The organism is Streptomyces sp. NPDC033180 (assembly GCF_055577645.1).
Genome location: NZ_JBVIPU010000001.1, coordinates 1,174,924 through 1,189,296 on the forward strand (window position 1 = coordinate 1,174,924; position 14,373 = coordinate 1,189,296).

A 14,373-nucleotide genomic window follows, 5' to 3' on the forward strand; every position below is an offset into this window, starting at 1 on the left:
GCACCACTTTCCGGAAAACGCCCTCTGCCGGGAACCCGCGCGGAGCGGCCACCGTCCAACCGGCGTACTGCCGGGTGAGTCTCCGCTGGGCGGTGTCGGCATCGCTGCTGGCTGCGAACGCTGACCACCCTCTCTGCCGCCCGCGGCCGGCAGCATGCCGTCACCGGTGCGCCCCCCTCCAACAGCGCCGGTGACGGCCCCTCTTCTCCGCAGTGGGCCGACTGTCGCTGCCGAGTCTCTTGACCGGCAGAAATCTTCGGGATATCCGTGACTCTCGGAAAGTTTCCTTCAGCCGGTTTCCCCAGTCCGGCTCCGGTCCGGCATCCGTCCACGAAGGACGTCCCCGAAGGAGCTCACATGCCCCACCGCAACGCCTCCAGACGCACCCTGCTCACCGCCACGGCCGTCGCGGCGACGGCCCTGGCCGCGCCCTCCGCCGCCCACGCGGCCGGCAGCGGCGATCGCGGTCGCGACCGGAAGCTGCGGGAGCTGATCTCCCGCATGAGCCTCGAGGAGAAGGTCGGTCAGCTCTTCGTGATGCATGTGTACGGCCACTCCGCCACCGAGCCCGACCAGGCGGACATCGACTCCAACCTCGGTCACCTCGGCGTCCGCACCGCCGCGGAGGCGGTCGCCAAGTACCACCTCGGCGGCATCATCTACTTCGGCTGGGCCCACAACACCCGCGCCCCGCACCAGATTGCCGACCTGTCGAACGGCATCCAGCGCGCGGCCCTCACCCCGAAGGCCCCCGCGGACTCCCCCACCGCCCGCATCCCGCTGCTCATCTCCACCGACCAGGAGCACGGCGCCGTCGCCCGCGTCGGCATGCCCGCCACGCTCCTGCCCGGCGCGATGGCCCTGGGCGCCGCGGGTTCGCGCTCCACCGCCCGCGAGGCGGCCCGCGTCGCGGGCACCGAACTGCGCGCGCTCGGCATCCGGCAGAACTACGCCCCGGTCGCCGACGTGAACGTCAACCCCGCCAACCCCGTCATCGCCGTACGCTCCTTCGGCTCGGACCCCGAAGCGGTCGCCGACCTGGTCGCCGCGCAGGTCAAGGGCTACCAGGGCACGGACATCGCGGCCACGTCCAAGCACTTCCCCGGGCACGGCGACACCAAGGACGACAGCCACTCCAAGCTGCCGTACATCCACCACACCCGTGAGCAGTGGGAGACCCTGGACGCCCCGCCGTTCCGCGCGGCGGTGGAAGCGGGCATCGACTCGATCATGACGGCGCACATCGTGGTCCCTGCTCTCGACCCTGCCGAGGACCCGGCCACGCTCTCCCGCCCCATCCTCACCGGCATCCTGCGCGAGGAACTCGGCTACGACGGGGTCGTGGTGACGGACTCGCTCGGCATGCAGGGGGTGCGCACGAAGTACGGCGACGACCGCGTGCCGGTGCTCGCGCTGAAGGCGGGCGTCGACCAGCTCCTGAACCCGCCGAAGCCGGAGATCGCCTGGAACGCGGTGCTCCAGGCCGTGCGGGACGGCGAGTTGACCGAGGCGCGGCTTGACGAATCGATCCTTCGCATCCTGCGCCTCAAGGCGAAGCTGGACCTCTTCTCCGACCCTTATGTCACCTCGCGCGGCGTCGACCGGGCGGTCGGCACGCGGGCGCATCTCGCCGCGGCCGACCGGATCGCGGAGAAGACGGCGACCCTCCTCCTCAACGCGGACGGGCTGCTTCCGCTGTCACGGCGCAGGCACCGGGAGGTACTCGTCGTGGGCGCGGACCCGGCGTCGCCGTCGGGGACGACGGGCCCGCCGACGACCGTCATCGGGCGCGAGCTGACGGAGCTCGGCTTCTCGCCGACGGTCCTGCCGACGGGCACGGCACCCTCCGCCGCGAAGATCGCCGAAGCGGTGGCGTCGGCCGCGGGCAAGGACGCGGTGGTCGTGGGCACGTACAACGTGGGGGCGGGGAGCGCGCAGATCGCCCTGGTCGAGGCGTTGGTGGCGACGGGCGTTCCCGTCGTCGCCGTGGCGATCCGCAATCCGTACGACGTGGCGTGGCTTCGGGGCGTGGGCGCGTCGCTTGCCGCGTACTGCTGGACGGACGTCGAACTGCGCGCCGCGGTACGGGTGATCGCGGGGCGCGCGGAGCCGCGGGGGCGGCTGCCCGTGCCGGTGCAGCGCGCGGATGATCCGGGGCAGGTGCTGTATCCGGTCGGGCACGGCCTTACGTACTGATCCGTACGCCGCGCCACCCGCGCGCCACCGCCACCTGACCCAAAGCACCCCACGCGCCTGGCGTGCGCCCGCCCCGGCGGGTCACGCTGGGTGCACAATCGGGGGGTTCGCCATGCTTGTCATGCTTGGCCTGAGGTGTGCGGGGCTGCTGCTGGTGGCGTTCGTCGGCGTGACCGGCTGCCAGAAGTCCCCGGACCCGGGATCGGAGGCGGGGAACCGGCAGCCGTCCTCGTCGGTGTCATCCGGGTACGGAGCCGTCTTCCTCTCGGTGGACGAGTGCAGTTCGCGGGGGCGCGAGACGTTCACGGAGGTGTCCTGCACCAGTGAGCGGGCGGCGGCGAGGGTCATCGCCCGTTACGACGGCAAGGTCGCGGAGGGCCCTTCGTGCCCCGCCCGCACGGACTTCGTACTCCACATCAGCGAGAACCGGCCCACGGGGGACGAGGACGGGAACGGGGAGGTGCCGCGGGGGTACGCCTGCATGCGGAATCTGGAGCTGCCGCATCCCGGGGACCCCGGGGGCGGGGGCGGGCCCCGGACGGTGGTCGGGGACTGCGTCTACAGCGCGGGGCGGGGAGAGGTGCGGGAGACCGCCTGCGACGGGTCCGGGGCGAAGCCCCCTGAGTACAGGGTGACTTCGGCGGCTCCGTCACGTGACGCGTGTCCCGCCGCGACACAGCTGTACGTGTCACTGGGGGGTGGGGAGCCGGTGGGGTGTGCGGTGCGGGTGTGAGCGGGTTTCTTTTCCCCGATCCCGCCCCTTCCCGAAACTGGGGCTCCGCCCCAGACCCCGGTCCTCAAACGCCGGACGGGCTGATTCTCAGCCCGTCCGGCGAGATTCTGTCCCTACGGCCGCAGACTCAGCTCCCGGTCCGTGTCCTTGCGGTCGAGCTTCGCGTCGTAAGGAGCCAGCGGCTTCGCGGCGGCCTCAGTGGAGACCCCGGCCCAGGCCTGGATGCGCTCCGTCGCCTTTGCCTTCTCCGCGGGGACGAGGCCGGCCACGTTCGCGCCGTGGTTGGCGCCCGGCGCGGTGAAGACGTGGGAGTCGTGCTTCGCGCCCCTGGCGGGACGGAACGGCTCCGCGCCCCACGGGTCGTTCTCGCCGTAGACGTACAGCATCCGCTGCGCGTTGTGGCGCACCCAGCGGTCCACGTCCTTCATGGCGCCCGACTGGAACTTCATCGGGATCTCACGCGGCACGAAGTTGCGCGGCGGCTGGTAGCCGTAGCGGCTCAGGTCGCCGAGCCAGGGCTGCGAGATGTCGGGCGAGCCCAGCTGCGTACCGGCCTGGTAGTAGTACGGGGTGTACGGGGTCAGGCCCTGGTCCGTGTAGGAGGTCCAGCCGCCGACCGTGTCGACGTAGTCGAAGATCACCTGGTCGGAGGCGGTGGACGCGTCCGGCACAGCCGCGCACGCCGACTCCGGCTGGTACTGCCAGAAGCCCCACACCAGGTCGAGGACGACGGCCTCGAACGCCTTGTCCAGGTTGCCGACGGTCTTGAAGGTGTAGCCGCCCGCCTCGGCGAACGCGGCGTACTTCTTCTCCAGCGGCTCGCGGCGCACGAGCGCCTCGCGCTGCACGGCCTCCAGCTTGGCCCTGCACTCCTTGGTGCCGACCGTCTCGAAGAACTCGTCGTAGCGCGAGTCCTCCTTGTTCACCACGTCGTTCGGGGCGACGTACGCGACGACGCCGTCCATGTCACGCGGGTAGAAGCGCTCGTAGTACGTGGCGGTCATGCCGCCCTTCGAGCCGCCGGTGGCCACCCACTTCTTGTCGTAGACGGGCTTCAGCGCCTTGAAGATGCGGTGCTGGTCGCTCGCGGCCTGCCAGATGTCGAGCTTGGACCAGTCGGCCGGCTCGGGGCGGGACGGCGTGAAGAAGCGGTACTCCATGGAGACCTGGTTGCCGTCGATGATCCGCGTCGGCTCGCTGCGGCTGGGGGTCGTGGAAACCCCGTAGCCACTGGTGAAGAAGGCCGTGGGGCGGGCGGTGTCCTTGTGCAGGACCGTCAGGCGCTGCTTGAAGGTGCCCTTGGAGGGGTGCCGGTGGTCAATCGGCTGGGTGTAGTTGAGGACGAAGTAGCGGTAGCCGGTGTACGGCTTCTCCTCGATCAGGCTCATGCCCGGTATCGCGAGGAGCCTGTCCTTGATGTCGGTGGCCTGCGGCTTCGCGGCGGTGGCCGCCCCTGCCGCACTCACTGTGCCCGCGGTGCCTATGCCTATCAGCACGACGAGCGACAGCAGCCATCTGAGCGCCTTGCGCATGCACTCTCCCCTAAGTTCGCGATTGCGTCCGCCGGAACTTATCGGAGCAACTCGCTCACCACTAGGGGCTCTTGCGTCACGTCAGGAAGCAGTACGTCACAAAGGGGCACACAACGTGCACCATGCGATCAGTGAGCCGTCAGCACAGGATCCAGCCCGAGCTGGTGCTCCCGCCGCCCACGGACCCCTTCACCCACACGCACCGGTGCCCCGCGTGCACCGTCACCGGGCCCGCCTGACGCGTGTAGCGGCCCTTGTCCCTGGCCGGGCGGTTGCCGCGGGCCTGGACGCTGACGGACATCGTCTTGCGGGCGCCGGGGCGCTTGGCGAACGTGACGGCGCAGACATAGCCGCGGCTCTTGTAGACGACGACCTTGCCGGTGCTGAAGGAGAGGGTGCGCACCTTGTGCCCGGCGCAGCGCCCGGCCGATGCCTGCGCCTGCGCCGCACCGGCGCCCGCGACACCGAGCAGGACGGCAGCCGCAAGGACGACGGCGCCGAGCGCAAGGCTCCGCCGTATTCGACCACTGCTCACCGGTTTCCCTCCCGACACATCCGCATCAGCGTACTGATGTACGGACGCGGACCGAAGGGCGCGTGGTTGCGCCCCCGCCCCGATTGGTTCACCGGGTCAGGCTGCCGTCGGCTCCGTCTCCCCCACGAACGTGCGCCACAGCGTCGCGTACCGCCCGTCGAGTGCGAGCAGCTCGTCGTGCGTGCCGTCCTCCGCGACCCGGCCGTGGTCCATCAGGATCACCCGGTCCGCGCGGGCGGCCGTGGTGAGGCGGTGGGCGACGACCAGCGTGGTGCGCTTGCCCGCGATGCGGTCGGTGGCCTGGTTGACCTGCGCCTCCGTGGCGAGGTCGAGGGCCGCGGTCGCCTCGTCCAGGAGCAGGATGTCCGGGTCGACGAGTTCCGCGCGGGCCAGGGCGATCAGCTGGCGCTGGCCCGCGGAGAGGTTGCGGCCGCGCTCGGAGACCTCGTGGAGGTAGCCGCCGTCCAGGGTGGCGATCATGTCGTGCGCGCCGACCGCGCGGGCCGCGGCCTCCACCTGGGCGTCGGTGGCGTCGGGCCGCCCGTAGGCGATCGCGTCGCGCACCGTGCCCGCGAAGAGGTAGGCCTCCTGCGGCACGACGCCGAGGCGGTGGCGGTACGAGGTCAGATCGAGGGACCGCAGGTCCGTGCCGTCCACCGTCACACGGCCGCCGGTCGGGTCGTAGAACCGGGCGACGAGCTTGACCAGGGTCGACTTGCCCGCGCCGGTCTCGCCGACGAACGCGACGGTCTGGCCCGCGGGGATGCGCAGGCGTACGTCGCTGAGCGCCTCCTCCGGTTCGTCGGCGGAGCCGTACGCGAAGTTCACGTCCTCGAAGGCGATCTCGCCGCGCAGGGAGAGGACGTCGAGTGGCTCGTCCGCGGCCTCGGTCGATGTCGGCTCCCGGAGCAGTTCCTGGATGCGACCGAGCGAGACGGTGGCCTGCTGGTAGCCGTCGAAGACCTGGGAGAGCTGCTGGACGGGCGCGAAGAACAGGTCGATGTAGAGGAGGTAGGCGACCAGGGCGCCGGTCGTCAGCGTCCCCGCCTCCACGCGTCCCGCGCCGACCATCAGGACCGCCGCCGCGGCGACCGCGGAGAGCAGCTGCACGAACGGGAAGTAGATGGAGATCAGCCACTGCCCGCGGATACGGGCGCTGCGGTAGTCGGCGCTGGCCTGCGCGAACTTCCTTCCGCCCGAGCGCTCGCGCCGGAACGCCTGCACGATGCGCAGCCCCGCGACGGACTCCTGGAGGTCGGCGTTGACCACCGAGACGCGCTCACGCGCCAGCTCGTACGCCTTGACGCTGGAGCGGCGGAAGAAGAACGTACCGATGATCAGCGGCGGCAGCGTCGCGAAGACGACGAGCGCGAGCTCCACGTCGATGACGACGAGCGCGACCATGATGCCGAAGAAGGTGACGACGGAGACGAAGGCGGTGACCAGGCCGGTCTGCAGGAAGGTGGACAGGGCGTCCACGTCCGTGGTCATCCGGGTCATGATCCGCCCGGTCAACTCCCGCTCGTAGTAGTCGAGTCCGAGCCGCTGGAGCTGGGCGAAGATCTTCAGACGCAGCGAGTAGAGCACGCGCTCGCCGGTCCGTCCGGTCATCCGCGTCTCGCCGATCTGCGCAGTCCACTGGGCGAGCACGGTGAGCAGCGCGAGGCCGGAGGCCGCCCACACGGCGCCGAGCGCGAGCTGCGACACGCCCTCGTCGATGCCGTGCCGGATCAGCACGGGAAGCAGCAGGCCCATGCCCGCGTCGACCGCGACCAGGAGCAGGGCGAGGAGCAGCGGCTTACCGAATCCGGCGAGGAGACGACGCAGGCCGTACGAATCCTCCTTGGCGACCGCGCGTGCCTCGTCGACGTGGGGAGCGTCGGTGGCCGGGGGCAACGCGTCGACCTGCGCGAGGAGTTCGGGCGTCGCGGGCATCCCGGACATCGCGGTGTCCTTCGGCTCACGGTCGCCGACCCAGAGCTGCGGGGTGATGCCGCGCTCGGCGTCGAACTCGGCGTCGAGCTCGTCGCGTACGGAGGTGTCCTCGGGGAGGTCGACCGGGACGGTGCGGCCCGGCGAGACGCCGCCGAGCTCGTCAGGGTCGGTCAACAGGCGCCGGTAGAGCGGGGAGTCGGCCGTCAGCTCCTCGTGCGTGCCGATGGCGGCGAGGCGTCCGCCGTCCAGGACGGCGATGCGGTCAGCGAGGTTGAGGGTCGATCGGCGGTGGGCGATGAGAAGGGTGGTCCGCCCGGCCATGACGCCGCGCAGGGCTTCGTGGATCTCGTGCTCGACCCGCGCGTCCACCGCGGACGTCGCGTCGTCGAGGACGAGCAGGCGGGGGTCGGTGAGGATGGCGCGGGCGAGGGCGACGCGCTGGCGCTGGCCGCCGGAGAGGGTGAGCCCGTGCTCGCCGACGGTGGTGTCGTACCCGTCGGGCAGCTCCGCGATGAAGCGGTCGGCCTGGGCGGCGCGTGCCGCGGTCTCGATCTCCTCCTGGGTGGCGTCCGGCTTTCCGTACGCGATGTTGGCGCGGATGGTGTCGGAGAAGAGGAAGGAGTCCTCGGGTACGAGGCCGATCGCGGCCCGCAGCGAGTCGGTGGTCAGCTCGCGCACGTCGTGGCCGCCGACGAGGACGGCGCCGTGCGTCACGTCGTAGAAGCGGGGCAGCAGCAGCGAGACGGTGGACTTGCCGCTGCCTGACGTGCCGACGACGGCGAGGGTCTCGCCGGGCTGGATCTCGAAGGAGAGCCCGTCGAGGACGGGGCGGCTGTCCTCGTACGCGAAGGAGACGTCGTCGAACTCGACGGTGGCCGGGGCGTCGGCGGGCAGCTCCTTGGTGCCGTCCGTCAGCGTCGGCTCGGTGTCGATGAGCTCCAGGACGCGCTCGGCGCCCGCGCGGGCCTGCTGGCCGACGGTGAGGACCATGGCGAGCATGCGGACGGGTCCGACGAGCTGGGCGAGGTAGCTGGAGAAGGCGACGAACGTGCCGAGCGTGATCTGCCCGCGCACCGCGAGCCAGCCGCCGAGCGCGAGCATCGCGACCTGCCCGAGCGCGGGCACGGCCTGCAGGGCGGGCGTGTACTTGGAGTTCAGCCGGATGGTGCGAAGGCGTCCCGCGAAGAGCTTGCGCCCGACCTCCCTGAGCTTCCCGGTCTCCTGATCCTCCTGGCCGAACCCCTTCACGACGCGTACGCCGGAGACGGAGCCGTCCACGACTCCGGCGACGGCGGCGGCCTGGGCCTGCGCGTACCAGGTGGAGGGGTGCAGGCGGCCCCGGCTGCGCTTGGCGATGAACCAGAGAGCGGGGGCCACGGCGAGCGCCACGAGGGTGAGCGGGATGGAGAGCCACGCCATGATCACGAGGGAGATCACGAAGAGGAGGATGTTGCCGATGGTCATCGGCAGCATGAAGAGCAGGCCCTGGATGAGCTGGAGGTCACTGGTGGCACGTCCGACGACCTGACCGGTGGACAGCTCGTCCTGCCGCCGTCCGTCGAGCCCGGTGATCGTCTCGTACATCTCGGTCCGCAGGTCGTGCTGGACGTCGAGGGCGAGGCGGCCGCCGTAGTAGCGGCGGATGTAGGTGAAGACGTAGACGAGGACGGCGGCGCCGATGAGGGCGCCGACCCAGGGGCCCATCTCGCGCGACTTGTCCCCGATGACGTCGTCGATGATCACCTTGGTGATGAGCGGGACGAGCGCCATGACGGCCATGCCGGCGAGCGAGGCGCCGAGCGCGAGCACGACGTCCTTCGGGTAGCGCCACGCGTACCCGGTCAGTCGCTTGCCCCAGCCGGATTTCTCCGGCCCGGCCCCGCCCCGTTGCTCCACCACGTGCTGCCTCCCGTCGACCTGACCTGCCGAGAGGCCCAACGCGGCGGGACGAGAATTTCATCCCACCGCAACAAAGACAGGTCGGAGGTCCTAGGACCACTCAGAGGTGGGGCGACTCGAACCTACGATCAAGCGGCGGGAGCCGGCACGAACGCCTCCCGCGGCGTGGCCGTCGGGGCGTAGCGCCCGGCCGCCGAGGTCCTGGGTGCCAGGTCCTTGTGGACGGCCTTGGCCACGCCCTGGATGGTGGCGACGCCGTAGTTCATGGTGCTGTTGCCGTGGGTGAGCACGGAGAGGGTGTAGTCGTGGCCGCCGCCCTTGAACGCGCCGATGCTGTGCACACGCCACCCGTGGGTCGACCGCTGCAGCCAGCCGTTCTTGACGTGTATCGCGACGCCGGACGGCGCACCCGCCGGGGTGCCCCAGCGCTGCGAGGAGACGACCTTGCCCATCAGCTTGAGGAGGTAGGCGCGGGAAGCGTCGGTCAGGACGGTGTTCCCGCCGGTGATCAGGGCGAGGAGCTTCTGCTCGTCGGTGACGTTGATCCGGGTCAGGCCCCAGTAGCCGCCGGATCCCGGCACCGTCTTCGTCATCTTGGCGGCCCTGAGGAAGCCCTTCACCTTGGCCGCGCCGAGCTGGCGCCAGAGCGTGCTGGTGGCCGCGTTGTCGGACTTGGTGATCATGGAGGTCGCGAGGGACTTCTCGCGGGACGTCAGCGCGCGGCCGGTCTTCTGGGCGTCCCACAGGAGCGCCGCGAGAACGGTCGCCTTGACGACGCTCGCCGAGTCGAACGAGGTGCCCGCGCGCAGGGTGCAGGTGGTGCCCGTGGCGCGATCGCGCAGGCCGACCGCGACCGTGCCCTTGCGGTTCTTCAGCGCCGCCGTGATGTCCTTCGTCAGCTTGGCGGCCAGGCCGGACTGCGCGGAGGTGCAGGTGACCTCCGGTGCCGTCGCCGCGACGGCGGGCGTGGCGGTCGCGGCCGTGCCGAGCGGCACGAGCACCCCGGCGGCGAGTCCCGCCGAGAGCACGCGGGCACGCCTGGATATCCCGGATACCGGGTGAGTCATGGAGTTTCCCCATCCCCTTGGGTCCGTACAAGACCCTCGGGGCCCGTACAAGCGCGCCCCCCGGCGCACTCACCCCAGATGACTCACCGGTACCCGTACATGGATGCACGAGTTTGAGAACAGATGACCGATCTGTAATCAGCCCGTGTCACGACACCCGTGGCTCAGAGATGCGTCGGCTCGAACATCCGCAGCACCGCCGGGAGCACGACCACCGAGGGGCCGGGCTCCCCGAGGGCCTTCGCGAGGTCGTCGCGGAGGGTCTCGGGAGTCGTACGGACGCCCGGCACCCCGAAGGACTCCGCGAGCGCGACGAAGTCGGGGCGGGAGAGTTCCGTCGCCGTGGGTTCGCCGAAGGCGTCCGCCATGTACTCCCGGAGGATTCCGTAGCCCCCGTCGTCCACGATCAGCCAGGTGACCGGCAGGTCGTGCTGCTTGGCCGAGGCCAGTTCCGCGATCGAGTACATCGCGCCGCCGTCGCCCGATACGGCAAGGACCGGCTTCGAGGGGTCGGCGGCAGCGGCTCCGAGCGCCGCCGGGAAGCCGTACCCGAGGCCGCCCGCGCCCTGGGCCGAGTGCATCGTGTTCGGGTGGCGTGCGTCGAACGCGGACCAGGCCCAGTACGCCAGGATCGTCATGTCCCAAAACGACGGGGCCGCGTCCGGAAGGGCGTCGCGGACCGATGTGAGGATCTGCTGCTCCAGGGTGAGTTCCTGGGCGGCGATCCGCTCCTTGACCTGCGAGAGCACGGCTCGGACCCGCTCGGGGGCGGAAGCGTCCTCCCTCGGGGCGTCGATCGTCTCCAGGAGCGCCGAGAGCGCGAGCCGCGCGTCCGCGTGGATGCCGAGCGCCGGGTGGTTGGACTCCAGCTTCCCCGCGTCGGCCTCGATCTGGATGACCCGGCCGCGCGGCTTGAACGTGTGGTAGTTCGATGAGAGCTCGCCGAGGCCCGAGCCGACCACCAGGAGGACGTCCGCGTCCTCCAGGAAGTCCGTGGTGTACCGGTCCTCCAGCCAGGACTGGAGCGACAGCGGGTGCTCCCAGGGGAAGGCGCCCTTGCCGCCGAAGGTCGTGACGACCGGGGCGTTCACGAGCTCCGCGAGGGCGAGCAGCTTTCCGGAGGCGTCGGACCGCACGACTCCGCCGCCCGCGATGATCGCCGGGCGCTCGGCCCGGGACAGCAGGTCGGCCGCCACCGCGGTCAGCTCGGGGCGCGGGACGACCTCGTCCGGGGTCGCGTCCATGGCCGTCACCACGGGCAGGGTCGTCTCGGCGAGCAGCACGTCCTGCGGGATCTCCACCCAGACCGGGCCGTGCGGGGCGGTGAGCGCCGACTCCCAGGCCGCCGCGATCGCGGAGGGGATCTGCGAGGCGGTGCGCACCGTGTGGACGGACTTCACGATGTCGCGGAAGGAGGCCTGCTGGTCGCGCAGCTCGTGGAGGTAGCCGTGCCGGCCGCCACCGAGTCCCGCCACCGGGATCTGGCTGCCGATCGCGAGCACGGGCGAGGACCCGGCAGCCGCCTCCTGGAGCGCGGCGAGCGAGGTCAGCGCGCCGGGGCCGGTGGAGAGAAGGAGCGGGGCCACCTCACCGGTGATCCGGCCGTACGCGTCCGCCGCGAAGCCCGTGTTGTTCTCGACGCGCAGCCCCACGTACGACAGGGACGAGCGCCGCAGGGCGTCGAACATGCCGAGCGCGTGCTGGCCGGGGAGGCCGAAGACCGTCGTCGCGCCGAGGCCCTGGAGGGTCTCGACGACGAGGTCGCCGCCGTTGCGCCCGGCGGGCGGGTTCAGGGCCGCTTCCTGCTGCGCGTCCGTGGGCCGCAGTACTACGTCGTGGTCGTGCGTCACTTGGCCGCGCTCCCCTCGGTGGCCCGGCGGGCCTCCGCGATCTGGCGGGACATGATCGTCGTCAGCTCGTACGCGGTGTGCGAGGCGGCGACGGCCGTGATCTCCGCGTGGTCGTAGGCGGGGGCGACCTCGACGACGTCCGCCGAGACGAGGTTGCAGGAGGAGAGCCCCCGCAGGATCTCCAGGAGCTCGCGCGACGTCATACCGCCCGCCTCCGGGGTGCCCGTGCCGGGCGCGTGGGCCGGGTCCAGGCAGTCGATGTCGATGGATATGTACAGCGGGCGGTCGCCGATGCGCTGGCGCAGCTGGTCGGCGACCTCGTCGGCGCCGCGGCGGTAGACGTCCGCCGACGTGACGATGCCGAAGCCCATCTTCTCGTCGTCGGTGAGGTCCTGCTTGCCGTACAGCGGACCGCGCGTGCCGACGTGGCTGAGCGCCTCCGTGTCGAGGATGCCCTCCTCGACGGCCCGGCGGAACGGCGTGCCGTGCGTGTACTCGGCGCCGAAGTACGTGTCCCAGGTGTCCAGGTGCGCGTCGAAGTGCAGCAGGGCCACCGGGCCGTGCTTCTTGGCGACCGAACGGAGCAGCGGCAGGGCGATGGTGTGGTCGCCGCCGAGGGTCATCATGCGGGCGCCGGAGCCGAGGAGGTCGTCGGCGGCGGCCTCGATCGTCTCGACCGCCTCGTTGATGTTGAACGGGTTGGCGGCTATGTCGCCCGCGTCGGCGACCTGGGCGAGCGCGAAGGGCGACGCGTCCTGCGCGGGGTTGTACGGACGCAGGAGGCGCGAGGCCTCGCGGATCGCGTTGCCGCCGAAGCGGGCGCCGGGCCTGTACGAGACGCCGGTGTCGAAGGGCACGCCGACCACGGCGATGTCCGTCCTGCCGCCCACCTCGTCGAGACGGGGCAGGCGGGCGTACGTCGCCGGGCCCGCGTACCGGGGGACGCGGGAGGAATCGACCGGGCCGCGGGGGGTCGGGGTCTCGGCGCTGCTCATGGTCGGTTTCCTCCTGCTGGTGCGAGTGATGCTGTGCTGCTGGAACAAGTGTCACGCGGCCCACTGGCAGTGGGCCGCGCGGAGAAACTAGACGGTCACCGGAGCCTGCGGCTCCGCCTCTTCGGACCCCCGGCCCGCGAGCCGCTCGCGCCAGGCCGCGAGGACGTCGGCGTCGGTGGGCTTCGTGGCGAGGGAGACGACGACGTACACGCCGAGGGAGATCAACAGGCCGTAGTAGATGGGCTCGTTGGCGAGGATTCCGTACCCACACATGAGCCCGACGACGGAGAGTCCACCGGTGACGATGGCCGCGAGCGCGCCCTCGGCGGTGCCGCGCTTCCACAGCAGTCCGCCGAGGATGGGCACGAGAAGACCGGCGACGAGCAGGTTGTAGGCGACGGTGAGTGCCTGGACCACGTCATTGAGGGCGATGGCGATACAGACGACGCCGATGCCCATGATCAGGATGAAGAGGCGGTTGCCCTTCACCTCGTCGTGCGGCTCGTCGTCCGCTCCGCCGGCCTTCACTACGCCCCGCAGCCGCGACCAGATGTCGTTGTTGGCGACGGTCGCGCAGGCGATGAGCGCTCCGGAGGACGTGGACATCACGGCGGCGAGCGCCGCGGCGAGCACCAGGCCCCGTACGCCCATGGGCAGTTCGTCCTTGACCATGGTCGCGAAGGCCGCGTCGGCGCTCGGCAGCTTCGGGTACATGACCTTGGCCGCCGTGCCGATGACGGCGCCGGCGATCGCGTAGACGAGACAGTAAGTACCGGCGACGGTACCGCCGTAACGGGCGACCTTGTCGCTGCGCGCGGTGAAGACGCGCTGCCAGATGTCCTGCCCGATGAGCATGCCGAACGTATAGATCAGGACGTAGGTGAAGATCGTCTCGCCACCGATGCCCAGCGGGTCGAAGTACTCCGTGGGCAGCTTGGCCTTCATCTCGCTGAAGCCTCCGGCCTTGACGACCGCGATGGGCAGCAGCAGGAGCAGCACGCCGATGGTCTTCACCACGAACTGCACCATGTCGGTGAGCGTGATGGACCACATGCCGCCGAGCGTCGAGTACGCGACGACGATCGAGCCGCCCAGGATGATCGCCAGGGTGCGGTTCATGTCGAAGATGACGTCGAAGATCGTGGCGTACGCGATGGTCGACGTGACGGCGAGCATCAGCGTGTACGACCACATGACGACCCCGGAGATGACGCCCGCGCGCCCGCCGTAGCGCAGGTCGAGCATCTCGGAGACGGTGTAGACCTTCAGGCGGGCGATGCGCGCCGAGAAGAAGACGCTCAGCGCGAGCAGGCCGAGGCCGATCGTGAAGACCATCCAGGCGCCGGAGAGCCCGTACTGGTAGCCGAGGCCGACGCCGCCGATGGTGGACGCGCCGCCGAGGACGATCGCGGCCATGGTCCCCGAGTACATCCACGGCCCGAGGCGGCGTCCGGCGACCAGGAACTCGCTCTTGGACTTGGCGCGGCGCATGCCCCACCAGCCCATGGCGAGCATGCCGGCGAGATAGACGACGATCACTGTGTAGTCGACGGCCATAGGGCCCTCCTTCGCGCACCTCGGTGGCGTGTCGTGCAGATGGGGGTGGGGGGGTGGCAACCGGCCGCGGGGAC

9 protein-coding genes are annotated in these 14,373 nt (G+C 70.9%); 2 read left to right on the plus strand and 7 right to left on the minus strand.

All coding sequences use genetic code 11. The features are described from left to right. Positions 1 to 357: 357 nt before the first annotated feature. Together ACZ5WE_RS05270 and ACZ5WE_RS05275 are read left to right on the plus strand one after the other, a co-directional pair. A complete protein-coding gene (locus tag ACZ5WE_RS05270) occupies positions 358 to 2,196 on the plus strand; it encodes a glycoside hydrolase family 3 protein (RefSeq protein WP_467687337.1) in 1,839 nt (612 codons plus the stop codon). A gap of 112 nt (positions 2,197 to 2,308) precedes the next feature. After that, positions 2,309 to 2,929 (plus strand): hypothetical protein, encoded by a 621-nt coding sequence (locus ACZ5WE_RS05275; RefSeq protein WP_467687335.1) that lies wholly within the window; start codon positions 2,309 to 2,311, stop codon positions 2,927 to 2,929. Positions 2,930 to 3,042: 113 nt separating this feature from the next. Here the strand turns inward: ACZ5WE_RS05275 and ACZ5WE_RS05280 are convergent, their stop codons facing one another. From ACZ5WE_RS05280 to ACZ5WE_RS05310, 7 genes are all read right to left on the minus strand, one after another. Beyond that, the gene (locus tag ACZ5WE_RS05280) at positions 3,043 to 4,461 is read right to left on the minus strand and encodes a S28 family serine protease (RefSeq protein WP_467687334.1); all 1,419 of its coding nucleotides are present in this window, start codon (positions 4,459 to 4,461) and stop codon (positions 3,043 to 3,045) included. Between the two features lie 139 nt (positions 4,462 to 4,600). Beyond that, on the minus strand, positions 4,601 to 4,996 hold the full coding sequence (locus ACZ5WE_RS05285; protein WP_467687332.1) for a hypothetical protein: 396 nt from the start codon (positions 4,994 to 4,996) through the stop codon (positions 4,601 to 4,603). Between the two features lie 96 nt (positions 4,997 to 5,092). Next, positions 5,093 to 8,830, minus strand: a complete 3,738-nt coding sequence (locus tag ACZ5WE_RS05290; protein ID WP_467687330.1) for an ABC transporter ATP-binding protein — start codon at positions 8,828 to 8,830, stop codon at positions 5,093 to 5,095. A 128-nt stretch (positions 8,831 to 8,958) separates the two neighbouring features. Continuing rightward, entirely contained in the window at positions 8,959 to 9,897 is a 939-nt protein-coding gene (locus ACZ5WE_RS05295) for a serine hydrolase (protein ID WP_467687328.1), read from the minus strand. Between the two features lie 164 nt (positions 9,898 to 10,061). Next, positions 10,062 to 11,747, minus strand: a complete 1,686-nt coding sequence (locus ACZ5WE_RS05300; RefSeq protein WP_467687326.1) for a thiamine pyrophosphate-binding protein — start codon at positions 11,745 to 11,747, stop codon at positions 10,062 to 10,064. Continuing rightward, positions 11,744 to 12,742 (minus strand): agmatinase, encoded by a 999-nt coding sequence (gene speB / locus ACZ5WE_RS05305; protein WP_467687325.1) that lies wholly within the window; start codon positions 12,740 to 12,742, stop codon positions 11,744 to 11,746. The genes ACZ5WE_RS05300 and speB overlap by 4 nt, the downstream gene beginning before the upstream one ends. Before the next feature lie 87 nt (positions 12,743 to 12,829). Next, positions 12,830 to 14,299 (minus strand): sodium:solute symporter family protein, encoded by a 1,470-nt coding sequence (locus ACZ5WE_RS05310; protein WP_467687323.1) that lies wholly within the window; start codon positions 14,297 to 14,299, stop codon positions 12,830 to 12,832. Positions 14,300 to 14,373: the final 74 nt, after the last annotated feature.

Coding starts and splice junctions, on each gene's coding strand:
- ACZ5WE_RS05280 (WP_467687334.1), bottom strand. CDS start 4,461: ATGCGCAAGGCGCTCAGATGGCTGCTGTCGCTCGTCGTGCTGATAGGC.
- ACZ5WE_RS05270 (WP_467687337.1), top strand. CDS start 358: ATGCCCCACCGCAACGCCTCCAGACGCACCCTGCTCACCGCCACGGCC.
- ACZ5WE_RS05310 (WP_467687323.1), bottom strand. CDS start 14,299: ATGGCCGTCGACTACACAGTGATCGTCGTCTATCTCGCCGGCATGCTC.
- ACZ5WE_RS05295 (WP_467687328.1), bottom strand. CDS start 9,897: ATGACTCACCCGGTATCCGGGATATCCAGGCGTGCCCGCGTGCTCTCG.
- speB (WP_467687325.1), bottom strand. CDS start 12,742: ATGAGCAGCGCCGAGACCCCGACCCCCCGCGGCCCGGTCGATTCCTCC.
- ACZ5WE_RS05275 (WP_467687335.1), top strand. CDS start 2,309: ATGCTTGTCATGCTTGGCCTGAGGTGTGCGGGGCTGCTGCTGGTGGCG.